The sequence below is a fragment of the Streptosporangium sp. NPDC049248 genome (assembly GCF_040678965.1).
In the GTDB taxonomy this organism is placed as follows: Bacteria; Actinomycetota; Actinomycetes; order Streptosporangiales; family Streptosporangiaceae; genus Streptosporangium; species Streptosporangium fukuiense.
Genome location: NZ_JBFAQY010000014.1, coordinates 198,655 through 221,158, shown reverse-complemented (window position 1 = coordinate 221,158; position 22,504 = coordinate 198,655). Strand labels below are relative to the sequence as shown.

Here is a 22,504-nt window from a genome sequence, read left to right as displayed (position 1 = left end):
GCCGGACGAGTGGCTGGGGGTGGATCTTGGCATCGTGAACCTGGCCACCGACTCCACCGGCGAGGCACATACCGGCAAGGGTGTACGCGCCGTCCGGCGGCGCAACGTCCGTCTGCGGGCACGCCTGCAGGCCAAGGGCACCAAGTCCGCCAAGCGGCTTCTCAAGGCGCGTCGCCGCAAGGAGTCCCGGTTCGCCCGTAACACCAATCACGTCATCTCCAAGCATCTGGTCGGTAAAGCCAAAGACACCCGGACCGGGATCGCCCTCGAAGACCTCGAAGGCATCCGCGAGCGGGTAACGGTTCACAAGGCTCGGCGTGCCGACCTGCACTCGTGGGCGTTTCACCAGCTGCGTACGTTCGTGACCTACAAGGCGGCCATCGCCGGGGTGCCCGTGCGTCTGGTCGATCCCCGTAACACCTCCCGCACCTGTCATCGGTGCGGGCACTGCGACAAGCGCAACCGTCCCAACCGGGACGACTTCACGTGCCTCGGCTGCGGGTTCGCCGGCCCCGCCGACCACAACGCTGCGATCAACATCGGTCGCAGGGCAGTGAGTCACGCTGCCGACGACGCGGCCTGAACCGTGCACCCCATGCACGGCGAGGAGCTGCAAGCTCGGTCCCTTCAGGACCGAGAAGCTGACACAGAACGCGTACCGCAGCGGATCGCCACGGTCACCGACGCCTGTCACCTGGATGTCTCCTCAACGGCCGGGCGGGCCTGGCCCCGTTGTCCGCCTGGACGCGGACGAGATTCGAGCGCAGGTCGTCACCGGCCTCGCCGCGGCTGCTGGAGCGCTCGCCGTCGGTGAAGGCCGGGCGGCCCCATGCGGACGCCACCCGGCCGGGCCTGTCTCAGCCCACCGACACCCGAAGAACGATCTTGCCTCGCACGTGCCCGCTCTGGCTCAACCGGAAGGCCTCGGCGGCCTCCGACAGATCCAGCACCGTCGCGATCTCCGGGACGACCAGACCGTTCTCGATCATCTGTCGCAGCTCGTCGAGGTCCGCCGTGCTCGGCCTGGCGAACACGAAGACGCCGCCGTGCTCCAGCACGCCGTCGTTGGTCAGCGAGACGACCCGCCCCCGCGCGTCCTCGCGCAGCAGGCCGAGGGAGGAGACCAGCGTCTCGCCGCCGTACATGTCCACGATCGCGCTGACACCGGCCGGCGCGAGCATCCGGACCCGCTCGCCGAGCCCGGGGCCGTAGGTGACCGGCTCGGCGCCGAGGCCCCGCAGGTAGTCGTGGTTACGGGCCGAGGCGGTGCCGATGACACGTGCTCCCAGGGCGGCGGCGATCTGTACGGCGAACGACCCGACACCGCCCGCCGCGGCCTGCACCAGCACGGTGTCACCGGCCCCCACCCGCAGCGCGTGGACGAGCGACTGGTAGGCGGTGAGGCCGGCGATGGGGACGGCCGCCGCCTGCTCCCAGCTCAGATTGGCCGGCTTGCGGGCGATGGTGCGCACCGGCGCGGCCACCCGCTCGGCGTAGGTCCCCCTTCCGATGGAATCCTCGCGCACGTACCCGACCACCTCGTCCCCCACCGCGAAGCCGGTGACCGTCGGGCCGACCTTCGCGATCACTCCTGCGACGTCCCAGCCGGGGACGACGGGAAAATGCACGTCGAAACGGCTGTCCAGACGCCCGGCGGCTATCTGCCAGTCGACCGGGTTGACCGACACCGTCCTGACGTCGATGAGAACGGACTCCGGGCCGAGTTTCGGCTCGGGGACCTCCCCCATCTCCAGGACCTCCGGCCCTCCGTAGCGCCGGTAAACGACCGCCTTCATCAAATCCTCCAACGTGGAAACCCCCGCCTTCGGGCGGGGGATGGAGACGGGGAGTCTCCTCCCCCGCAGAGGGGAGCCTTCCGGTGATGAGCCGATACCGCCCTCGGGACTGGGACGGCCGTGGAAACCATCGGACCGGATCAGCGGTAGTAGCCCTCGACCGGGACGCGCGCCTCGTCGAACAGGGCGGGGCCCTCCTGGCGGGCGCCGGTGCCGGACGCCTCCGGCTTGAGACTCGCGAGCTGTTCGGTGGAGAGCGCGAACACCACTCGGCCGAGGCCGGATCGTTCGATCGCGCCCGTGCACATGGGGCAGGGCTGGCAGCTCGTGTACATGGTCGTGGTGGCCGCGGCGGCGGGGTCGAGCTCGCGGGCCGCCCACCTGGCCAGCTTGAGCTCGGGGTGGGCGGTGATGTCGGCGTCGCTGAGAACCGTGTTGCGGTCCTCGGCGAGCACGGTGCCGTCCGGGCCCGCCAGCAGTGACCCGAACGGCGGGTCACCGGCCGCCCGCGCCGCGGCGGCAAGCTCGATGGCCCTGCGCAGCAGGTGTTCGTCGTCGCGCGTCATGGTTGCCTTCTCTCTGAGTGACGCGTACCCGGATACCAGTGGGCGGCCACGGTGGCGAGCGCCTGCCACGCCGCCCGCGGACGGAGCGTCTCGTCCGGGTCGCCGTTGAACGGATCGAGCACGACGGTGTCGGAGCCCAGGAGGCGCAGCTGTTCGAGGTCGTCGAGCACCTGGTCGATCGTGCCCTCCCCGGCGAGCCGCCCGGGGTCGGTGATCGGTGCCTCGGTGAGCCGCAGGGCGATCCGGGGGGCCAGGGCGGGCACCGGCCGCCGGGACTCCTCGGCGATGGTCCTCAACCGCCCCAGCGCCTCGCGCAGCCAGGGCAGGGTGACCCGCAGTGGATGCCACGCCTCGCCGAGGTGTACCGCCCGGCGCAGGCCGGCGTCGCTGTTGCCGCCGACCCAGATCGGTATCCGCCCGGCGCGGTAGTCCTTGTCATCGTTCCAGGCGGCGCGGATCACCCGGAGGTGCTCGTCGGTCAGCGCCCCACGCCGCTGGAACGGGACTCCGAGCGCGTCGAACTCCTGCCGCGCCCAGCCGACGCCCACGCCGAGGACGAGCCGTCCCCCGCTGAGCCGGTTGAGGTTGGCGGCCATCCGGGCGACGAGCAGCGGGTGCCGGTAGGGCACGATGAGCACCGTGGTCCCGAGCCTGACCCTGCCGGTGATGCCGGCCAGCCAGGCGAGGGTGGTGAAGGGTTCGTAGAACGGCGCCGGGTACTGTTCGGCGACGTCGGGTGTTATCGCGATGTGGTCGGAGACCATGAGCAGGTCGAAACCCAGGCCCTCCACCGTCTGCGCCCAGTCGCGCAGCACGCCGGGGTCGGTGCCCGGCCCAAAATTCGGGACATTAACGCCTATTTGCACTGGTTCAGGCTATCCAGCTGCTGTTTTCCAATGGAAGAGAGTTTTCCCGGCGTAATATTAGATATGCCGTGAATATGCCGGTACCTTTGCCGGATGACCGAGAGCCTCGACGCCACCGACTGGTCGATCCTGGTCGAGGTCCAGCGAGACGGCCGCATCCCGCTGACCGAGCTGGGACGGCGGGTGAACCTCAGCGCCTCCGCCACCACCGAGCGGATCAGGCGCCTGGAGGCGGCGGGCGTCATCACCGGCTACCACGCCCATGTCGACCTGGCGAAGGTCGGCTTCGCCGTGCTCGCCGTGGTACGCCTGAAGTATCCGGGCAGCCGGCACCAGCACCGGCCCCTGCACCGGCTGCTCGACGAGCGCCCCGAGATCCTGGAGTGCCTGCGGACCACCGGCGACGACTGCTACGTGCTGAAGATGGCCGCGACCTCCATGGCCCACCTCGAACAGCTCGTTGACGAACTGGCCCGGTTCGGCAGCACCACCACCAACCTCGTCTACAGCCAGACCCTGCCCTACCGCGGCCCCCAGGGCCCCCGGGACCCCTGCCCCACACGGGGTCCCGCCGGTCCCGACCCGGGAACGTCTCAGCAGGCCGGCTAGTCGGTGTCGTAGGAGACCAGCAGGCTCAGCACCTTCCCGCGCGGGCTGAGCGCGCCGACCGCGAGCTCCTGGTCCGTCCAGTACGGCGTGCGCCTGGTGATCCTGAACACCAGCCACCGCCACCGGGCTGCGAGCTCGTTGACCCGGTGGACGGACGCGTCGGCGGGGGCGCGCACCAGACCGGCGACCGACCGCCACGCCGCCAGCCTGCCGTACCCGCCGCGGAGCCCGGAGGAGTAAGAGGCGTCGCAGTAGGCGGAGGTGAACAGCTCGCCCACCACCGCGCCCAGGCTGCCCCGCCCCCCGTGCAACGCGGTCTCCGCTCCGAAGGCCCCCGGCAGGAAGGCGTTCACCCCCAGCGGCACCAGCTCCTCAGGGCCGACGGCCCCGGGAAGTTCGAAGATCTTCGCCCATCCTGATGAATTCCAGTGCTCCACCGCCGTGGTGATGAGCCGCTCCTCCTGCCGGGTGCTCACCGTCGCGGGCTCCCCACCGGGAACCCCTGCGGGCGCGCGACCGTCCAGGAAGATCCGCGCGACCTCCGGGTGCTCGGGAATGTAGTGCTCGCGCCGGGGAACCCAGCCCGACTCGAACCAGGGCGCGCGCATCCGGCGCTCCCCCCTGCCGAGCCTCAGGGGCAGTCCCGCGAGAGGATGCCCCAGCTCGCGCAGGGCGGCGGCGCACCGCACCGCCGCCGGCACCCGGGTCAGGTTGACCCCGCGCACCACCAGCTCCTGCGCCAGGCAGGCGATCAGTTCCGCCCAGGTGTCCGGCTCGGCGGGCACACACCCGAACAGCGGCAACAGGTGGTGGACCCGCCGGGACTCGGCCAGCAGCGCGGCCAGGTCGCGGACCTCCCGAAGCCGCCGCTCACCGACGTAGTGACCGCGTACCAGCTCGGCCAGCGACCCGGCATCTCCGGGAACGCGCGCCAGGATCGGCCCATGTGGCCCGTCAACGAGCCCGTGCGAGATCACGAAGGCTCCTCCGGCGACCCCGCCCGCATGCTCGTTCCTCCTCGTGCCGAAAACCCGTCCTTTGCCAATCGGATGCCATTACACTACGTAATCAAGCGGTGACCGAAACGGCGGCGTCCCGTATGCCTGCCGTCGCGGAAACAGGAGACGGCCGACAAGGAAATCCGGACGATCGACGATCATGCCGGTGACGGCGGAGTTGAGCAAGGCGACCTCGGCGGAATCCTCCGGAAGAGCGGCGATCCGAGCTCGCCCCGGAGCGCGGGCCCCACGTCACGGGCCCCACGTCACGGTCTCCGCGTCACGGTCTTCGCGGACAGCAGGCGTGAGGTGATCGGCATCTCACACCGAACACGAGGAGTGAAGATGAACACAGGTCGTCGCGGCGTCTCCGGCCCCCTGGGCGAGCAGAGCCGCTCCACAAGGGCATTCCGCGTCCGCGCGCTGCCGGCGGTCGGCGCGATCATCGGCATGGCCCTGCTGGCGACGGGCACCCCCGCCTTCGCGGCTTCGGCCACCGCCCACGGGGCCGGGGCGCGCACGGGCGCCGCGCAGGCCGGCACGGCCGGCCGGCTACCCGCCGGCGACGACGTGTACCGCGACTGGTTCTCAAGCCACTCCAACTGCGTGGCAGCCGGCCAGGGGGGAATCGACCGAGGCCACTGGGAGCACTACACCTGCTCCGAGGGCGACTGGTTCTGGCACCTGTGGACCAACCGCTGAGCGACGGACAGCGGCGCGTCCGAATCCGTCTTCGCTCTTCGGGGAGGGTCTTCAGTCCGGAAGCCCGGTCGGCGGCGGATTTTCACCGAGCCGACCCCTTTACGATGTAGATCAAGAAACGTCGAATCCCCGTTCCTCACCGCGCCCGCGGTGAGGAACGGGGATTCTACTCGCCGGAACCTCAACGGCGAGTGGACGCCGTGCGGAAGCGGGCTCGGTTGTGTGCAATGGCCCCATGGCTGCTGTACCGATATGGACCGACCTGCTGCAGACCCGATCCGCCCTCTGCCTGGGACTCGCCCCCTCCCCCAAGTGGCTGGAGGCATGGCGAATGCCCGACGACGTGGGGGGCGCCCGGCGAATGTGCGCGACGGTGCTGGAGGCCGCGGGCGAGCAGGTGGCCGTCTACCGGATCCAGGCGCCGTTCTTCACCCGGTTCGGCACCGCGGGCACCGCCCTGCTGCGTGACGTCGTCGACGGCGTGCACGAGCGGGGCTCGCTGGCGGTGCTGGACGCGAAGGTGTGCGACGCCGACGACACGATGGACTCCTACGCCGACCTCTACCTGGGGCCCGGCAGCGTGCTGCGCGGGGACGCGGTGACGGCGACCCCGTTCATGGGCTTCGGCTCCCTCGGCCCGCTGCTGCGCCGGGCCTGGGACAGCGGAACGCTGGTCATGGTGCTCGTACGCACCTCCAACCACGCGGCCGGCGGGGTGCAGTGCGCCATGACCGGCTCGCGCACCGTCGCCCAGCGCACCGCCGACGAGGTGCGGGAGTGGAACGACGAGCACGGCGTGGCGGCGGCGGCCGTGGTCGGAGCCGCCCCCGGGGAGGCCCGCGACCTGGTGGCCCGGATGCCGTCCGCGGTCGTGGAACTGCCCGGCCTGGGCCGGGCCGGACGCGACACCCGCGACCTCGTCGCCGTCGCCGCCGACGCGCCGGGGCGGGCCGTGCTGCCGGTCACCACCGGGGTGCTGAGGCACGGTCCTGACGTCGCCGCGCTGGAGGCGAGCATCGCGACCTGGCGGAAGGAGATCGGCGCGGGGGTCCCGGCATGCTGATCGAACTGCGGCCCGGCACCTCCGCCGAGGCCGCCGAGGAGGTGGCGGCGCGGGCCGGGGCGCACGAGGACGTCACCGCCTGGCCGGTGCGCCTGGCCGGAAGGGTGTTCGTCGTGGTGAGCGGCGACGAATCCCTCGCCCACGTACCCGCCTCACCCGCCGTGCTGGCCCGCCGCCCCACCCCCGACGGCCACTGGCTGGTACGGCGCGACAGCGGCGTGGCCCCGCGCGAGGTGACGATCGGCCCACCGCTGTCCGGCCCGCCGGAGGCGCCTCGGCAAGTCGGGGTGGTCGGAGGGCCGAGGCTGTGGTGGGCGGCGGGACCGTGCGCGCTGGAATCGACCGAGGACGCGGTCGAGACGGCCCTGACGGTCAGAGCACAGGGGGCGCACGCGCTGCGGGCCGGGCTGTCCAAGACGCGCAGCAGTCCCTATCACTTTCCCGGCAGGGGCCTGCGGGGCCTGGAGGCGCTGGCGGAGATCCGGCGTGCGGCGGCCATCCCGGTGATCACCGAGGTCTGTGACCCGCGCGAGGTGGCGGCCGTCGCCGAGGTGGCCGACTGCCTGCAGGTGGACGGCCGGCAACTGGACAACCGGCCGCTCCTGGCCGAGCTGGGTGCTCAGCGACGCCCTGTGCTGCTGATGCGGGGGCCACGGGCGAGCCTGGACGACTGGCTGCGGGCCGCGGAGTTCGTCTTCACCCGGGGTAACAGTGCCGTGGTGCTCTGCGCGGGTGCCACCGGAACGCCGCAGCAGCCCGGCTTCGGGGCGATCACCGCGCTGCGCGCCCGTACCGAGCTGCCCGTGATCTTCGACCCCAGCCACAGCACCCGCTCCGCCTCGCTGGTGGCCCCGGCCGCGCTGGCGGCCTCGGCGTACGGTGTGGACGGGCTGCTCATCGAGTCGTGTACGAAGCCCGAGCGGCTGTATCGCCCCGGCGACGCGGCTCACATGTTCCCCCCCGAATCCCTGGCGGACCTGGTCGCCACCTGCGAGCGGGTCCGGGACTCCGCACGATCCCTGGAGGTCTCGTGTTGACCGCTCGCCTGAGCACCGCGAGCTGGCTGGTACCGCTGCGGCGGCCGGAACGGCCTCGCGCGCGGCTGGTCTGCGTGCCCAACGCGGGAGGCGGCGCCACGACGTTCCGCGGCTGGGCCGACCTGCCGGCCGACGACGTGGAACTGTGGGCGGTGCGTTCCCCCGGCCGGGAGACCCGCATCGGGGAGAAGCCGCCGCACCGGCTGTCGATGATCGTCGATCCGGTGATCGACGAACTGTCGCGCCTGGCCCCGCTGCCGTTCGCGCTGTTCGGGCACAGCATGGGCGCGCTGGTGTCGTTCACCACGGCGCGGCGGCTGCGCTCGCGCGGGCTGCCGGGCCCGGGGCGGCTGTTCGTCTCCGGCTGGAACGCCCCCCAGATCCGCGACGGCATGCCGCGGCTCGGGCGACTCTGCGACGAGGACCTGATGCGAGTGCTGCACCGGCTGGACGGCATCCCGCCGGAGGTGATCGGCAACGCGGAGCTGATGAGCCTCGTCATGCCGGTGCTCCGCGCCGACCTGAACGTGGCCGAGTCCTACGTCCACCAGGACGAGCCGCCGCTGGCCTGCCCGATCTCGGTGTTCGGCGGGATCGGGGACCCGACGACGACGGCCGCCGGTCTGGGCGCGTGGAGCGCGCAGACGGAGTCGGCGTTCCGGCTCCGGCTGCTGCCTGGCGGGCACTTCTTCGTCCACACTCAGCGCCGGGCGGTGCTGCGTGCGATCCGGGAGGACCTCGGCACCTGCCGATGAGCGAAGGCCACGACCGAGCCGCCGCCCGGGGCCTGGGCGGCGGAACTCGCGGAGGACTCAGCGTTTCCTGGCGGTGAGCCTGCCCATGGACAGGGTGGCCTCGGCACCGTAGAAGCGGCCGACGCGCTCGGCCTCCCGCTCCAGTTCCTCGCTCCGGCCGGAATCGAGTTCGACGAACGACTCGACCTTGATCTCGACCTTGCCGCCCTTCTCCCTGCGCTCCCACATGCCGGACACGACCCCGTCGACGAGCATGACCTGGTGGGCGACCGCGCCCTCGTACCTGCCCCGGCCGTGCTCGAAGACCCGTCCGGCGGTGTCCTTGGGTACGACGACCTCCTTGGGGCCGCTGCCCAGGATGTACGCCTCGTACTGCGGCAGCAGCCGCAGGCAGCTCGCCTGTGACGGCCAGCGGCTCTCGTCGGTGGCGAGGACGTACGCCCTGCGGCCCTCGACCTCGACTCCGACGATCTCGTCGCCGAGCGACTCCAGCGCCTCGCGTGCCTCGGGCGGCCTGAGCGCGAACCAGCGGGCCAGGTCCTGGTGGGTGGCGGGACCGTACGCACGCAGGTAGCGGCGGATGATCTCCATCGCCGACTCCTCGGGGTCGGGCTGTTCGCCGAGCTCGACCTTCAGCCCCGCCCACCGGTCGGGCCTGACGTAGGTGACCTTGGCGCCCCGTACCGGCCCGAAGCAGAGCACGCCGAGGTAGGCCACCGGACGCAGCAGCTCGCCCCAGTTGGAGGCGAGCTTGTCCTTGGCCCAGGCGCCGACCCGGCCCGACACCTCCCCGGCCAGCTCCTCGCGGGTCAGGCACTCGCCGTCCAGTGCCTCGCGGACCGCGTCGACGAACGACTCGCCCTGTTTCGCGGTCAGCCCGTGGTGGGCGTGCCAGCTGCCCTTGGCGCGCCAGTAGGGCTTCCAGCGCATCGCCGCCAGCCACAAGGCCAGCTCGTCGGCGGCGTGCACGTGCAGGGTGCCGCGCAGGCTGTACGTCTTGACGAGGCGTTTGTCGTCGTAGAGCTCCGCGCGGACCTGCTCGCGGGTGGCGTCCCTCACCCGTGACCCGATGGCCAGCTCGGCCGCGGCGGCGACCTGTGCCTGCACCCCGCACACGTCACGCACGGGTTTCCGCAGGTCGCCGGAGACGGGTTTCACGAGATGGTGGCGGGCCAGCCGCCGCGCGTGGACCTGATCCCAGGTGAGCGAATTCATGGTGGATGCCTCTACCCCATCGGATGGAGCCGAACCTGGACGTGCTTGACGCCGTTGATGACCGGGGAGCGCAGGTAGTCGGGCGGTCCGAGCAGTTCGGCCGCCGACACCGAGGTCGCGAGCTCGTCCAGGAAGACGGTGAGCTCCAGCTCCGCGAGGGCGGCGCCCAGGCAGAAGTGCGGCCCGGAGCCGAACGCGACGTGCCCGTTGCGTGAGCTGCGGGGTCGTCCGACGTCGAACACCTCCGGCGCGTCGAACACCCGCTCGTCACGGTTGGCGGAGGTGTGCCAGATGACGACGTCCTGGCCCGGATGGATGGTCTTGCCGTACAGCTCGGTCTCGCGGGCGGCGCGGCGCAGCACGTGGCGGCTGGGCGAGGTCCAGCGCAGCAGCTCGCCGACCGCGCCCGGCACCAGCTCGGGTTCCTTGCGCAGCCGCTCCCACTGGTCGGGGTGCTCCATGAGGGCCAGCAGCCCTCCGACGGCGGCGTGCCGGGTGGTCTCGTTGCCGCCGAGCATCAGCACGTCGAAGAAGAGCAGGCACTCCTCCTCGCTGAGCACCCCCGCGTCCTGGGAGTGGGCCAGCAGGCTGACGATGTCGTCGCCGGGCGAGGCGCGCCGCCGCTCCACCAGGCCCTGGCAGTAGAGCAGGAGCCGGCCGTGCGCCTGGGCGGCGTTGGCGCGCACGTCGGAGGTCAGCTGGTACTCGCTGTCGTGCGAGCCGAACGCGGTGGAGGTGAGGTTGAGCATCAGGTCCCAGTCCTGGCGCGGCACGTCCAGCAGTGCGGAGATGCCCGCGACCGGCAGGGCCGCCACGACCTCGGCGAAGTCGCACTCGCCCCGCTCCAGCGCGTCGGCGAACACGTCCCTGACGACCGAGCGCAGGTACGGCTCCAGGGCGGCGATGGCCCGGGGTGTGAAGCACTTGTTGACCAGTTTGCGCAGCTCGGTGTGGCGGGGCGGATCGGTCGTGTTGATCATCTTTCCGGATCCCTGGTCACCGGTGTTGCGGTGCGGGCCAAGGGTGTTGGTCTGGTTGGAACTGAAGGTCCGGGGGTCCTTCTGCACCTTCACGCAGTCCTCGTAGCGGGTGACCGACCAGAAGCCAGGCTCCCTGCCCTCGGGGTTCCAGTACAGCGGGTCATGGTCACGCAGGTGGCGGAAGACCTCGTGGGGTCTGTCTCCGACGTGCAGATCGGCGTCGGCCAGATCGACATCGGTCATTTACGAACCTCCCATTCCTCGGAGAAACTCCCGGCAGCCGTCATCTCGCCGGCGGGATGGCACTGATTTAAGCTTCGGGTTGTTCCGATTAAGGCGAAGGCGGGATTATAAACCGCCCGCCGGAGGGCCACCCGGGCGTTTTTCCGCGTTTCCGATGACGTGGTTATCGTCCTCCCATGGTGCTACGTGTCAAGCTCGTCCTGTCATTGCTCACGGCCACCGCCCTGGTCGGAGGCGCTTCCCCACCGGTGGAGCGGCCTGTCGCGGTGCGGGCCCCCGGGCCGTTCACGATGCGGGACTTCCTGACCACGAAGAAACTCGGTCAGGTCGTCCCGTCCCCCGACGGTAAATCAGTGGCGGCGGTCGTGAAACGCGGCCCGAGCGAGTCGAGCAGATATGGCGCATCATTTGTCGATGGAAACGAGCGCGCCGACATCTGGATAGCGGACGGCGCGGGACCGGCCCGTGACGTGACGCACGGGGCGAAGGACGGCACCGGTCACTACAATCCGGTCTGGTCGCCCGACGGGCGCATGCTGGCCTTCGCCTCCACCCGGGGCGGCGACGACGTCTTCCTGCACGTGTGGGACCGGGAGAGCGGCGAGATCCGCAAGCTGACCCCGCGCGGGGTGCAGACGATGACGAACGCCTCCGGCTACCTGATCCAGTGGCTGGACTCCCGGCGGGTGATCGCGCCGATGGTGAACCCCGGCCGCTGGTCGCTGGAGTACGGGCAGTGGCTGGAGGCTCAGCGTGCCGCCCCGAAGGAGTGGGCCAAGGTCGAGCGCGGCAAGGAGAACACCGCCTCCGTGCTCGACAGCTCCACCGCCGACGGTGCGGACGCGCTGGACGAGGAGATCGCCGTCATCGACGCCGTCACCGGCAAGATCACCTCAGCCGGACCGGCCCGCACCTACACGGCGGGCAACCTGGTCGCCGACCCGACCGGGCGGCACATCGCCCGGGTGGACGACCTCGGCCCCACCCCCGCACGCGCCGGGCAGCTCAAGCGCGTCCTGGAACGGCGTACCCGGCTGGCGATCGCCTTCGCCTCCGGCGGGCAGCCACGCGTGGTGACCGAGGTGCCGAGTCCCTCGATCACCGTGCAGCCCCGCTGGGCCGCCGACGGCGCCAACCTGCTGGTCGTCGGCAAGGCCACGCCGAAGACGCCCGACCCGTTCACCGCCTACCTGGTGCCCGCCGCCGGCGGGAAGGCCGCACCGCTGGCCGCCGACCGGCTGGTGGCCACCGGCCTGCTCTGGGGCGCGGGTACCCCGCTGGTGCGCGGCACGCAGGTCGCCGAGGCCGCCGATCCGGCGGCCCGCCAGGACTGGTGGGCGTTCGACCCGGCCGATCCCGCCGCCAAGCCGCGCGACCTGACCTCGCGGTTCAAGGTCCCCCCGCTGGAGCTGGTGCCGGTGAGCGGTGGCGTGCTGGGCGTGGCCGACGGGCGCGCCTGGCTGATCGACCCGCGTACCGGGCAGGCCCGCGACCTTAAGGCCACCGGCGCCGCCCCGCTGGCGGAGCTGGCCTGGCCGCTGGACGACGGGGTCAGGCGCAACGGCGTACGCCCCACCGACCGGGGCGGTGCCGAACCGGCCAACCCCCGGCTCGACCGCGACTTCCCCCTGGTGCTGGTGCGTGACACCAAGGGCGGCCTGTACGAGCTGGCGCCCGGCGCCACGCCGGTGCTGACCCCGCTCCCGGCGCCGCACCCCGAAGCGGGCGTCGCCGGGTACTCCCCCGCCGACCGCACTGCGGTCTTCGGCGCGGGTGGCGACCAGGGCACCGCGCTGTGGACCACGCACGCCGGCCGCCACACCCAGCGCATCTCGCTGAACGGCCACCTCGCCCAGGTGCTCCCCCCGCAGCGCAGGCTCGTCACCTACAAGGGCGCGAACGGGGAGAAGCTGACCGGCGCGCTGCTGCTGCCACCGGGCCACCGCGACGGGCAACGTCACCCGCTCGTGGTCAACGTGTACGGCACCCGGATCGTCTCGACCCTGGAGGACGTGCCGGAGTTCCAGGTCAACAACCCGAGCTACCTGACCCTGCAGTTCCTGGCCGCCAATGGTTACGCCGTGCTCGTCCCGTCGATCCCCCGCCCCGAGGGCAAGGCGGCGGCCGAGCCGATGACCTGGCCGACCAAACCGATCATGAACGCGGTGGACGCCGCGATCGACGCGGGGGTGGCCGACGCCAAGCGGCTGGCGGTGATGGGGCACTCCTTCGGCTCCTACAACGTGCACAGCCTCGTCACCCAGACCGACCGGTTCGAGGCGGCGATCGCGATCTCCGGCTTCTCCGACGTGATCAGCAGCTACGGCGTGTTCGACGCCCGCTTCCGCTACACGCCGCGCGCGCAGGAATGGTTCGCGCCGGCCTACATCGAGGACCCGGCCTTCGAGTTCGGGCTGGGCAAGCCCCCGTGGGAGGACCCACGGCGGTACGTGCGCAACAGCCCGCTGCTGCACGCGGGCAAGATCAAGACTCCGGTGCTCATGCTGCACGGCGAACGTGACTATCTGACCCACACCGGCTCCGAGGAGATGTACACGGCGCTGGCCAGGCAGGCCAAGAAGGTGCGGCTGGTCAGCTACTGGGGCGAGGCGCACATGCCGTACTCGATGGTCTCGCCCGCGAACTTCCAGAGCATGATCGAACAGGAGCTGGACTGGCTCCGGCTGAACCTGCCCGGGAGCGAGCGGTGAGGCTCTTCTCGCCCGTCCAGGAGCGGGCCTGGCTGGAACACCTGCTCGGCGATGCCGCGCCCGGCGGGATCTCCCTGCGGCTAAGGCTGACCGGCCCCCTCGACGAGGCGGCACTGGGCGCGGCGCTCGGCGACCTGGCCGCGCGGCACGAGGTGCTGCGCTGGTCCCTGCCCGCCCGGGGCGACGGGCCGCGCCCGGTGGTCTCGGCCGGGGTCCTGCCCGTCCCGCGGGCGGTGCCGGTCGAGCCCGAGAAGCTCGGCGCGACGCTGGCCGAGCTGGAGTCCCGGCCGTTCGACCTGGTGACCGGGCCACTGGCCCGCGTCTCACTGCTGGCGCTCGGCCCGGCGGAGCACGTGCTGGTGCTGCGCGCGCACCCGTGCGTCACCGACGAGGGCTCGGCCGCCGTACTGGCCGCCGACCTGGCCGAGCTGTACCGGGCGCGAGCCGAAGGGGACTCCCCGCACTTGCCCGATCCGCCCCGCGCACCGGTCGCGGGCGACTTCCCCCGCCCGCCCGCGACATCCTCTGACCTCTCTTCGCGCGCCGCGCCCACGCGGCCCCTGGCTTCCGGGGCCGATCAACCGGCAGGGTCAGCCGGCGGTGTTCCCGCGGCGCCGCACGCCAGGCCCGAGTTCTGGCGTGCGGCACTGCGGGAGGTGCCACCGCTGGAGGTGGCCACCGACCGCCCCCGCCCCGGGCACCGTTCCGGCGCGGGCGGGGCACACCACTTCGAGGTGGCCGTACCGGCCGGGCTGGGCGACCCTCCGCTCGCTGTGCTCACCGCGTTCACCGCGCTGCTGTCGCGCTGCTCGGGCCAGGAGCGCTTCACGATCGGCGTGCACTCCCCCGGCCGCGTCTCGGGGCCGCTCGGCGGGGAGCCGAACGAATTCTCCGGGACAGTGGGGCCGCTGGATGACCTCCTCCCAGTGCGCGTGGACCTGTCCGGCGACCCCGGCCCCGCCGCCCTCTCCGCCCGCCTGGAGCGAGCCGTCGGCGACGCCTGGCGGCATCGGCTGCCGCTGCAGGACGTGGCCGCCGCCGTCGCCCCGCCCCGCACCCCCAGCAGGGGGGCGCTGTTCGACGTGACGTACGGCGTCGTGCCCCCTCCCGTCACGCGCCAGGCGGCGGGCCTGCGCCTGGAACCGCTCGGCGCCCCGGACGCCGTCACCCCGTGGACGGCCCGCGACCTGGACCTGCGCCTCACCACGGAGGCGCCGGCCAGGGGCCGCGAGGGCGGGGAGAGCGGCGACCGGCCGCGCGCTCCCCTCGCCGGGAACGGCGGGGTGGCCCTTCCCGAAGGCGGCGACGAGCGGCTGCGGGCGACCCTCACCTACGCCGTCGACGTCTTCGACCACGCCACGATCCAGTTGATGGCCGCCCGCCTGGTCCGGTTGCTCGGTGAGATGTCCCGCTTCCCCGCTCGGCCGGTGCTCGACCTGCCGCTGGACGAGTGCTCCGGCCCTCTTACCGGCCCACCGGTGGCCGTGGCCCCGGACTCCACCCTGGCCGTACTGATCGCCGCGCAGGCCGGGCGCACCCCCGGCGCGACGGCGGTGGACGGCGACGACGGGCGGCTCACCTACCGCGAGCTGGACGAGCGCGCCCGGGAACTGGCCGGCCGGCTGGCCGCCGAGGGGGTGGGCCCGGGCACGGTGACCGCGATCTGCCTGCCCCGCTCGGCCCGCCTGGTCACGGTCGTGGCCGGGGTGCTGTACGCGGGCGGCGCGTTCCTGGCACTCGACCCGGCCCAGCCTGCCGCCAGGCTGGAGTACCTGCTGTCCGACGCGGCCGCGGCCGTCCTGGTGAGCACCGGGGAGATCCTCCGCGAACTGCCGCCGAGCGGGGGGCGCCGCCTCGACCTCGACCGGAGCGACCCGGCCGGCCGAGCGGGGCCGACCGCCCCGGTCGGTCCCGCCGGGCCGCGCGACCTCGCCTACATGATCTACACCTCGGGCTCGACCGGCCTGCCCAAGGGGGTGCTGCTTGAGCACGCCGGCGCGTGCAACCTGGTCACGGCCCTCGCCTCCGAGCTGGGCATCGGTCCCGGCACGCGGCTGCTGCAGTTCGCGCCGCCGACCTTCGACGCCTGGGTCTGGGAGGTGTTCACCACGCTGACCTCCGGCGGCACCCTGTGCGTACCGGAGGCCGGGAACATCCTCGTGGGCCGGGCACTGAGCAGGTGCCTGTCCGGGCGCGAGGTGAACGCCGTGCTGCTGCCCCCCTCGGTGATCGCGACGCTGCCCGGCGACGACCCGCTGCCGGACCTTCGGGTGCTGGTGACCGGTGGCGAGGCGTGCCCCCCCGAACTGGTCGAGCGCTGGGGCACCGGCCGGCGCATGGTCAACGCCTACGGGCCGACCGAGGCGACCGTCATCGCGACCCTGGCCGACTGCTCGCCCGGCGAGGGCGTACCCCCGATCGGGCTGCCCATGGCGGGGGCGTACGCGCTGGTGCTGGACGCCGCGGGCCGGACGGCGCCACGGGGCGTGCCCGGCGAGCTGCACGTCGGCGGCGTGGGCGTGGCCCGCGGCTACCACCGGCGACCCGCGCTGACCGCCGAACGCTTCGTGCCTCTCGCCGGGCCGTTTCCCCCCGCACCGGGCCGGCCTCCGGCGCCTGGAGGACGGCTCTACCGGACCGGCGACCTGGTGCGGCAGCGCCCCGACGGCCGCCTCGACTTCATCGGCCGGGTGGACCACCAGGTCAAGCACCGCGGCTACCGGATCGAGCTCGGCGAGATCGAGCAGACGCTGCGCGCCTGCCCCGGTGTGGACGACGCGGCGGTGACACTGGAGGACGACCAGCTGGTGGCCTACCTGTCCGTCCCCGTGTCCGTCCCCGTGCCCGCGTCCGCCCGCACCGCCGCCTCCGGGCCGGTGACGGCGAAGGACGCCAGGGCATGGGCGGCCGGGCGGCTGCCCGGCTACATGGTGCCGGGGACCGTGCACGTGCTGGACGAACTGCCGCTGACGAGCGCTGGCAAGATCGACCGTCGCCGGCTGGCCTCCTCGGCCGCCCGCGCCGGGAAACACCCGGACGAGCCGCGTGACCGGCTGGAACTGGAGGTGCTGGAAGCCTTCCGGCGGGTGCTGGACGACCGCCGGGTCGGCCCGCACGACACCTTCTTCGAGACGGGCGGCGACTCACGGCTCGCGGTGACGCTGCTGGACCGCCTCCGTGGCGGCCTGCGCAGGCCGGTGGCGGCCCGCCTGCTGTGGGAGCACCCCACGGCCGCGGGCTTGGCCTCGGCGCTGCGCGAACCCGGTTAGCTCCCCTCCCGGAAGCCCGCGCGGCCGAGGCGGCTCGTGAAGCTCCCGCGGCCTGTCCGGAGCCGAGCCGCACGGGGGCGGGTACGGGTGCCGCCATCGGAAGCCGTCCGGGGGTATGAGCGCCTCAAGATGCTCGCGTACCTGCGGTACCACGGCCTTGAGGTATCGGGCCGGGGTGACCGCCGGGTTTTCCGCGGCGAGCGTTACCAGGGCCTCGGCGCTCGACAGGAGGGTGTAGCGGCGGGAGCGGCGGTTGTGGAACACGAAGTTGGGCTTGCTCCATGACGACTTACCGGCGTTTCTGCTCCGTGCGGCGGTGACGACGATGCGGCCGCCCCTGCGCCAGTCGTCACCGTGCCAGGCGTCCAACCACACCCGGTGCCCGTCGTAGATCCATTTCACATCCCACGTGTGCTCGTGCAACACCTCCGCGTACCCGGAGAACGCGGCGGGATGAGGCGGACGAGGTTCGCCCGTCTGCGGCGCGGCGGCATGTGGGGGCTCTTCTTGCCGGTAGCGGGCGTACTCATCGGGGTAGACCGTCCTGAGCCTCTGCTCCAGGGGGCCGTGCACCTGCCGGAACAGCCGTAGGTCGTGTGCGCGGCGAAGCCTGCCGCGTTCCATCAGGCGAGTGCGCAGGTGGGTGAGGAAGGTGAGCTTGGGGGCCCAGTCCTCGACGGACGCGTCGTGCCGGGTATCGATCAGGTACCGGTCGGGAACGGCGAACCAGGCCCGGACGTGGCGCTCCCCGGTTTCGAGGCCGATCTGCTCGAAGGTCTGAGAGCCCAGCTCGACCAGGGCGTCATACCAGCGGGCCAGCACAGCGGGATGCCTCAGCTCGTCGACGTCCGCGCGTCCTCGGACATCCTGGGCGACCAGGTTGCGAAACGGCTCATCGCTCAGACGCAGAAGCCGTTCGGCCTCGGGGGTGGGGCATTCGTCACCGGCGACGCCACTCAGGCGACGCAGCTCGCCGAGTATCGAATCGGTCTCCTGGGGATGGGCGTCCCTGAGCCGCCGCAGCGCGGTGTCCCGCACCCGGCCGTCCACCGACCGGTCCATCGATGCGGTCACGACGAACTGTGCCTCTCGGCGACGCTGGCGGATCCTGGCCAGCCGCCGGTCCGCACGCAGGGTGTCGGGGTGCTCGATACCCAAAGTGATCATCTTGCTCCACCACGAAAGCTGGTGGTTGCCCTCCTGGACGGTGAGGACCTCCTCCCACATCGTCCGCGCGCCGGGGGCCGACAGCCACCGGGTGACGCCGGCGGGAACCCGGTTGAGGATCGCCTCCGCGACGGCCAGCAGACTGAAGACGTGGTCGTTCTGGCCATAGCGGGCGGTCAACTGCTCGGGGGTGATCCGCGGATCGAGTGCCGCGGCATCGACCAGCCGCATTACGTTGTCCATGCCAGCCTCGCAGAAGTCGGCCACCACCTGGCGTCATGTCATTCTGATACGGGACGTCGACGCTCGGTGAGCATTTGGTACAACCGGCCCGCCGCGTGACCGGCTGGAGTTCGACCACGCCACCCGGCGACCACCACCTCCAGGTTCCGGGAGATGACCGGAATCGCCGGTTCGAGACAGCTGCGCGGGACCGATGACCTGCTGCTCTTCACCGCGGAACCGGCGGGCCATGATGCTCCGGGCGACCGGCGAGGTCATGCCGGTCGCCCGGAGCCGCCCTTGGCCGCCGGCGCGAAAGCTAGTCGGACACGATCAGGTTCGGATCCGCCAGGGACTGCATCACGTCGTCGGGCATGTAGACCAGCGCCTGGAGCACGAGCGGATCGATGTAGCGGGCCTGGCCTGACGTGATGTCTTTCAGGACTGCTCTGGGTACCCGTCCTGAGGTGTCGACCGATATCTCGATGGAGGCGAACTCGTTGCCGACCACTACTCCGTCGACGAAACCGGCGAGCGGCTCGGCCCGGCCGCCGCCCCGCTTCGAGCCATTGAGGTCGGTCACGGCATACCTCCGTCCGGTGTCTCGTTCACCGTCGATCAGATCAGGAACGTCATGTTGCCCAGCCGTTCGTCGGCGTCCAGCAACATCACTTTCTTCCGGCGCAGCTTGAAACCCGACGACGAGCGCCACAGCGTGTAGTGGCAGCGAGCGGCGTAGAGCGACTTGCGGCCCAGCCGCAGCTCGACCATGATCGTCTGGGCCGTGACCTCGACGGTCCCGTCCTCGCCGTTCGGGTTCACGACGCGGATGTTCCCGACCACCCGGGACACCTTCGAGCGGGGCTCCTGCGAGTGAGCCCCTCCGGTCGTCAGCCGAAAGCAGCGTTCCTCCAGACGGGCACGATCGTCGTAGATGATCGAGACGTGCTTCGCCGGGTCGTAGTCGTCAAGGTTGCACGGCACCCAGTAGGTGCACTGGTCGTCCCAGAGCGCGAGCCACTCGTCATACGCGTTCGCGTCCGCCAGCTCGGCCTCGAGGAACAGGAACTCGGTCACCTCACCGAGCAGGGTCATGTCGGTCACCGTGCCTCTCCTTCGGTGTGCGCGACCACGTCGGCCGCTTCCGCGGGACCGTCGCTCATGGCGCGCAGCCACGCCCCCATCTGGGCGCGCTGCGGCACCTCGTCGGTGACGTTGCCGACCAGCGAGCCGTCCTCCTGAGGTTCGACCGTCAGCCCGCGCGCGAGGACCAGCCACGGGATGTGGTCGGCCTGAAGCCCGATCTGGTTGCGCTCGAAGATCTCGGTGTCATCGGGCGTGCCGAAGCTGGCAACGCCGCTGAACCACTCGAAGGAGCGGATCCTCTCCGTGTTGACGGAATCCGGAACACCGTCCAACATCGCCGGATAGCTCATCACCTCGGTGCGTCCCGCGGCGAGCGGGCGGACGACGCGCACCTGGGAGCCGATCAGCTGCAGGTTCGGCCAGACGTGGATGTGCACGTCGCGGGAGCGGCGGATCACCTCGGGCGCGTCGTCTCCGTACGCCTCGGTCATCAGGCTCATGTACTCACGGCCGTCGGCGGTGTCGGGGATACCGGCGGCGATCGACGTGTTCGACGCGGCCCCGACGACGACCTTGTCCTTCCCGGTCAGGTCCAGCCGACAGTGACCGTTGCCCAGGTCCCAGCTCTCGTTCGACGACTTGTCGGAGTTGCCGGCGCCCCGTTTGTAGGAGGCGCCCTGCTTGCGCTGACGCAGATCGAGGACCGTCTTGTGGGTGAAGTTGGTGTGGTAGCCGTCCATGCCCACGAACTTCCAGTTGCCCCAGAACATCGACTTGGACGTTCCCGCCGACAGGCTCACGGTGCCCTGAGGCGACGCCCTGACGAAGTCCTCCAGGTAACCGGCGGCTTTGCCCAGGTGCTCGGCCAGCGTGGGGCCTTCCTCCGCCATCGAGGCGAAGATGAACCCCGAGGCGGACCCGACGCGGGGGACCCGGCCGAGACCGAGCGTGCTCTTGTCGAAGTCGTCGCCGTACCGGGACGGGTACGGAACGCCGACCAGGTCTCCTGAGGAGTTGTACGTCCAGCCGTGATAGGGGCAGCGGAAGAAGGAGGCGTTGCCGTACTCCTCCATGCACACGGCGGCACCGCGGTGCCGGCAGCGGTTGAAGAAGACGCCGATCTCACCGTCGGCGCCACGTGAGACGATGAGCTGCTTCTCGCCGATCCACTTCGTGCAGTAGTCGCCCGGCTGCGGAATCTCCGACTCGTGCGCCACGAACACCCAGTAGCGATAGAAGATGTTCTCGAGTTCGGCCTTGTATATGTCTTCGCTCGTGAAGACCGCGGAGTGCACGCGGTCCGGCTGGATCAGTTCAGCGAAATGAGCCACAGCCCCACAACCTTTCTCTCCCACATCCAGACCCTGTCCTCGGGAATGCCGCGTACCTCACGTCGGGACACCTTCCGGTTCCGGACCTCGTTGGTTGCGGCGGCGCCTCGGCCGCTACCGCGCCCCGCTCTTCCGTCGCCAGGGGCCCGGACCGCCGACCGGCGAGGGGACCTGCGGCGACGCGGGAGTGGACGGGGCAGTAGCGTGTCCGGTCATGGACGCGACGGACTCATCAGCGTTCTCGTACGAAACGAGCGGGCTTGCGGTCCCGCATGGCGGCCCGCACGCTCATCCTGTACGAGAAGTAAGTGTATCCACTCTTCAGTGTACATACAATGCTCAATCCTCGAAGGTCGCCATGATCTCGTCCAGCGGAGTCCGCGCGGCCAGTGCGCGACGCAGCGCGAGCAGCTGCGACGGCGCGTTCAGCGCGAAGGCGCCGGCGAGTCCCCCGTCGCGGACGTACAACGCGACCAGGCTGTCACCGGCCGGGCCGTCGAGGACGATCCGAACCTCGTCTTCAGCCCTCGGCCGGCCGACGATCTGCAGCCGGCTGCCGTACTGATCCGACCACACGTACGGGACCGGCGAATAAGCGCGTGGACTGTCCGGACGCGCGATGTTCCACGCCACGACCCCCGCCTGCTCGACGGCGTTCGTCCAGTGCTCGATGCGCATCGGCTCGTCGTACAGCGGGTTCGGCCAGCGTGCGACGTCGCCGGCCGCGAAGACGTGCGGTGCGCTCGCGCGGCAGAACTCGTCGCAGACGACGCCGTCGGCCACGTCGAGTCCCGATTCGGCCAGCCAGTCCGTGTCGGGAGTCGCACCGATGCCGACGACCACCACGTCACAGTCCAACGTCGTGCCGTCGTCGAGGACGACGCGCCGGCCACCCGCGCCGTCGTCACCGACGTCGCTCACCGAGCGGCCCAGGACGAGCTGGACTCCCCTGCTCTCGTGCAGCCGCGCGAGCCGCTTGCCGACGAGGTCGCCGAGAACCCGGCTGAGCGGGAACGCGTACGGTTCGACGACGGTGACGCTCGCCGACCTCACGGCCGCCGCCGCGGCCACCTCCGAACCGATGAACCCGGCTCCCACCACCACGACCCGGGCCGGCGCGTCGACGACGTCGCGAAGGTCCAGGGCATCTTGCAGCGTACGCAGGTAGTGGACACCGGGACGCGCCGGCGCCGCGGGCAGTCTCCGGGGCACGGAGCCCGTGGCGATGACCAGATCGGAGTACTCGATCGCCGTGCCGTCGGCCAGCCGCACCGTACGTGCCCCGACGTCGAGACCGACACCGCGGCAGCCCCGCCGCAGTTCGATCCGGGCCTTGTCCAGGTCCGCCTGCGAGCGCAACATGACCGACTCGGCGCTCCCACCGCCCGTGAGGATCTGCTTCGACAGCGCGGGACGGTCGTACGGGAGATCCGGGCCCGCTTCGAGGATGGTGATGCCGCCCTCGAACGAGAGCCGGCGCAGCCCTTCCGCGGTTCTCACACCGGCGATCGAGCCGCCGATGATCAGAACGTCACTGCGGTCGGTCATCCGTCGACCCCGATGGCCTCCGCCGGGCAGGCGAAGGCCGCGGTGCGCGCACGCTCCTCGTCGGCCTGGTTCACCGTCCCGTCACCGATCAGATGGGCACGGTTGTCATCACCCATGCGGAACAGATCGGGTGCGAGAGCGACGCACTCGCCGAACCCGCAGCACTTCTCGAACTCGATGTACAGCTTCACGAGAACTCCCTGATATTAGGTGGTCGTGACCGTGACGGCCCTGACCAGGGCCACCCGGAGCACTTGCCCCTCCATGACGTCCACGTCCCTCCGGAACGACACCGCCAGCGGCACGGCGAGGCAGCCGGTCGCCACTCGCCGTGCCGCCG

General features: G+C 71.4%; 19 protein-coding genes. 8 read left to right on the top strand and 11 right to left on the bottom strand.

What is annotated here, in order from left to right:
* The coding region (locus tag AB0K21_RS25200) for a transposase (protein WP_364153660.1) at positions 1 to 583 on the top strand (583 nt) is incomplete at its 5' end.
* A gap of 274 nt (positions 584 to 857) precedes the next feature.
* On the opposite strand, the gene AB0K21_RS25195 is transcribed toward AB0K21_RS25200, so the two are convergent.
* From AB0K21_RS25195 to AB0K21_RS25185, 3 genes are all read right to left on the bottom strand, one after another.
* The gene (locus tag AB0K21_RS25195) at positions 858 to 1,796 is read right to left on the bottom strand and encodes an NADP-dependent oxidoreductase (RefSeq protein ID WP_343982868.1); all 939 of its coding nucleotides are present in this window, start codon (positions 1,794 to 1,796) and stop codon (positions 858 to 860) included.
* Positions 1,797 to 1,936: 140 nt separating this feature from the next.
* The gene (locus AB0K21_RS25190) at positions 1,937 to 2,362 is read right to left on the bottom strand and encodes a nucleoside deaminase (protein ID WP_343982865.1); all 426 of its coding nucleotides are present in this window, start codon (positions 2,360 to 2,362) and stop codon (positions 1,937 to 1,939) included.
* The gene (locus AB0K21_RS25185; RefSeq protein WP_343982862.1) at positions 2,359 to 3,228 is read right to left on the bottom strand and encodes an LLM class flavin-dependent oxidoreductase; all 870 of its coding nucleotides are present in this window, start codon (positions 3,226 to 3,228) and stop codon (positions 2,359 to 2,361) included. Before AB0K21_RS25185 ends, AB0K21_RS25190 begins: the two co-directional genes overlap by 4 nt.
* Before the next feature lie 93 nt (positions 3,229 to 3,321).
* Between AB0K21_RS25185 and AB0K21_RS25180 the strand changes: the two genes are divergently transcribed.
* Positions 3,322 to 3,837 carry an Lrp/AsnC family transcriptional regulator gene (locus AB0K21_RS25180; RefSeq protein WP_364153655.1) on the top strand — a complete coding sequence of 172 codons (516 nt, stop codon included), beginning with the start codon at positions 3,322 to 3,324 and terminating at the stop codon, positions 3,835 to 3,837.
* Here the strand turns inward: AB0K21_RS25180 and AB0K21_RS25175 are convergent.
* Complete coding sequence (locus AB0K21_RS25175) at positions 3,834 to 4,814, bottom strand: DUF6183 family protein (RefSeq protein WP_364153652.1); 981 nt, start codon at positions 4,812 to 4,814, stop codon at positions 3,834 to 3,836. The genes AB0K21_RS25180 and AB0K21_RS25175 overlap by 4 nt on opposite strands.
* 366 nt (positions 4,815 to 5,180) lie before the next feature.
* On the opposite strand from AB0K21_RS25175, the gene AB0K21_RS25170 reads away from it, so the two are divergent.
* The 4 genes from AB0K21_RS25170 to AB0K21_RS25155 all read left to right on the top strand — a co-directional run bounded on the left by AB0K21_RS25170 (position 5,181) and on the right by AB0K21_RS25155 (position 8,392).
* Positions 5,181 to 5,537, top strand: coding sequence for a hypothetical protein (locus AB0K21_RS25170; protein ID WP_343982854.1), 357 nt, complete (start codon positions 5,181 to 5,183; stop codon positions 5,535 to 5,537).
* 235 nt (positions 5,538 to 5,772) lie between these two features.
* On the top strand, positions 5,773 to 6,600 hold the full coding sequence (pyrF, locus tag AB0K21_RS25165) for an orotidine-5'-phosphate decarboxylase (RefSeq protein ID WP_364153649.1): 828 nt from the start codon (positions 5,773 to 5,775) through the stop codon (positions 6,598 to 6,600).
* Positions 6,594 to 7,637, top strand: coding sequence for a hypothetical protein (locus AB0K21_RS25160; protein ID WP_364153646.1), 1,044 nt, complete (start codon positions 6,594 to 6,596; stop codon positions 7,635 to 7,637). Before pyrF ends, AB0K21_RS25160 begins: the two co-directional genes overlap by 7 nt.
* Positions 7,631 to 8,392: an alpha/beta fold hydrolase gene (locus AB0K21_RS25155; protein ID WP_364153643.1), complete on the top strand. Its 762-nt coding sequence runs from the start codon at positions 7,631 to 7,633 to the stop codon at positions 8,390 to 8,392. The genes AB0K21_RS25160 and AB0K21_RS25155 overlap by 7 nt, the downstream gene beginning before the upstream one ends.
* Positions 8,393 to 8,449: 57 nt before the next feature.
* Here the strand turns inward: AB0K21_RS25155 and AB0K21_RS25150 are convergent, their stop codons facing one another.
* Both AB0K21_RS25150 and AB0K21_RS25145 read right to left on the bottom strand, forming a co-directional pair.
* A complete protein-coding gene (locus AB0K21_RS25150) occupies positions 8,450 to 9,607 on the bottom strand; it encodes a winged helix DNA-binding domain-containing protein (protein WP_364153640.1) in 1,158 nt (385 codons plus the stop codon).
* A gap of 11 nt (positions 9,608 to 9,618) precedes the next feature.
* Positions 9,619 to 10,830 (bottom strand): cytochrome P450, encoded by a 1,212-nt coding sequence (locus AB0K21_RS25145; protein ID WP_364153637.1) that lies wholly within the window; start codon positions 10,828 to 10,830, stop codon positions 9,619 to 9,621.
* Between the two features lie 176 nt (positions 10,831 to 11,006).
* Between AB0K21_RS25145 and AB0K21_RS25140 the strand changes: the two genes are divergently transcribed.
* Both AB0K21_RS25140 and AB0K21_RS25135 read left to right on the top strand, forming a co-directional pair.
* Complete coding sequence (locus AB0K21_RS25140) at positions 11,007 to 13,541, top strand: prolyl oligopeptidase family serine peptidase (protein WP_343982955.1); 2,535 nt, start codon at positions 11,007 to 11,009, stop codon at positions 13,539 to 13,541.
* On the top strand, positions 13,538 to 16,810 hold the full coding sequence (locus tag AB0K21_RS25135; protein WP_364153634.1) for an amino acid adenylation domain-containing protein: 3,273 nt from the start codon (positions 13,538 to 13,540) through the stop codon (positions 16,808 to 16,810). The genes AB0K21_RS25140 and AB0K21_RS25135 overlap by 4 nt, the downstream gene beginning before the upstream one ends.
* A gap of 1,708 nt (positions 16,811 to 18,518) precedes the next feature.
* Here AB0K21_RS25135 and AB0K21_RS25130 read toward each other — a convergent pair.
* The 5 genes from AB0K21_RS25130 to AB0K21_RS25110 form a co-directional block, all read right to left on the bottom strand.
* A complete protein-coding gene (locus AB0K21_RS25130) occupies positions 18,519 to 18,782 on the bottom strand; it encodes a hypothetical protein (protein WP_343969144.1) in 264 nt (87 codons plus the stop codon).
* A gap of 35 nt (positions 18,783 to 18,817) precedes the next feature.
* Positions 18,818 to 19,294 (bottom strand): aromatic-ring-hydroxylating dioxygenase subunit beta, encoded by a 477-nt coding sequence (locus AB0K21_RS25125; RefSeq protein WP_364153676.1) that lies wholly within the window; start codon positions 19,292 to 19,294, stop codon positions 18,818 to 18,820.
* 5 nt (positions 19,295 to 19,299) lie between these two features.
* Positions 19,300 to 20,616, bottom strand: coding sequence for a Rieske 2Fe-2S domain-containing protein (locus AB0K21_RS25120; protein ID WP_343969146.1), 1,317 nt, complete (start codon positions 20,614 to 20,616; stop codon positions 19,300 to 19,302).
* 339 nt (positions 20,617 to 20,955) lie between these two features.
* Complete coding sequence (locus AB0K21_RS25115; protein WP_343969148.1) at positions 20,956 to 22,164, bottom strand: FAD-dependent oxidoreductase; 1,209 nt, start codon at positions 22,162 to 22,164, stop codon at positions 20,956 to 20,958.
* A complete protein-coding gene (locus AB0K21_RS25110; RefSeq protein ID WP_343969150.1) occupies positions 22,161 to 22,355 on the bottom strand; it encodes a ferredoxin in 195 nt (64 codons plus the stop codon). The genes AB0K21_RS25115 and AB0K21_RS25110 overlap by 4 nt, the downstream gene beginning before the upstream one ends.
* Between the last annotated feature and the right edge of the window lie 149 nt (positions 22,356 to 22,504).